The sequence below is a fragment of the Flavobacterium cupreum genome (genome assembly GCF_003996965.1).
Taxonomy (GTDB): Bacteria; Bacteroidota; Bacteroidia; order Flavobacteriales; family Flavobacteriaceae; genus Flavobacterium; species Flavobacterium cupreum.
Genome location: NZ_QWDM01000146.1, coordinates 1 through 336, shown reverse-complemented (window position 1 = coordinate 336; position 336 = coordinate 1). Strand labels below are relative to the sequence as shown.

The following is a 336-nucleotide window of genomic DNA, read 5'->3' as shown; positions in this document are numbered from 1 at the left end:
CCCAAGGCGGGCCCGGAACAGCTGCTGGGAAGCATCCCCCTGAACATCTTCGAGGCGCTGGCCAAGGGCGACATGCTCGCCATTATTTTCGTCGCGCTGATGCTCGGAGTCGGCACCATCGCCGCCGGCGAGGCGGGCCTTCCGATGGCCGCGCTGTTCCAGTCGGCTTCGGCCGTCATCCTGCGCATCGTCACCATCGTGATGGAGGTGACGCCCTTCGGCGTGTTCGCCCTGATCGCCAATTCGGTCGCCGTCAACGGCGCCGCCGTGTTCATCAATGTCGGCTGGCTGGCGCTGTGCGTGGTGCTCGGCTCGGCGCTGCAAATCGTGTTGGTG

1 protein-coding gene is annotated in these 336 nt (G+C 66.1%); it reads left to right on the top strand.

Annotation, left to right across the window (positions count from 1 at the left end):
* A partial coding sequence (locus D0817_RS26975; protein ID WP_127341018.1) for a cation:dicarboxylate symporter family transporter occupies window positions 1–336 on the top strand: 336 nt, incomplete at both ends.